1 protein-coding gene is annotated in these 401 nt (G+C 51.9%); it reads left to right on the plus strand.

Annotated features, from left to right (window positions below; all coding sequences use genetic code 11):
- A partial coding sequence (locus tag GM612_RS12280; protein WP_425500353.1) for a mucin-binding protein occupies positions 1 to 401 on the plus strand: 401 nt, incomplete at both ends.

A 401-nucleotide genomic window follows, 5' to 3' on the forward strand; every position in this document is an offset into this window, starting at 1 on the left:
ACGCCGGTCAATCCGGATAATCCGAACGGACCGAAGCTAGGTGACTACCAGAGTGAAACGCACGCGACAGTGACCGAGACGGTCCATTACGTTAAAGCAAATGGCGACAAGGTTAAAGGCGATGATGTTCAGAGCTTAGACTTTACGCGTTCGATCACGGTTGATGCAGTCACTGGTAAGGTGCTGACGACAGAAGCCTGGACGCCAGTCCAGGGGACTGAATTTACCGTCATCACCCCAGCACCATTAGCTGGCTACACGGTTGACCCAACGCAGATTGAGGCAGTGACCGGGGTCAGCGGTGATACGGCTTCGATTACGAAGACCGTGACCTACACGCCAGATACAAATACCACGGCTACTGTGACCTATCATGATGACACTGAAAATAAGGATGTTAA

Origin of the sequence: Secundilactobacillus folii (genome assembly GCF_009720675.1) — a bacterium.
Taxonomy (GTDB): Bacteria; Bacillota; Bacilli; order Lactobacillales; family Lactobacillaceae; genus Secundilactobacillus; species Secundilactobacillus folii.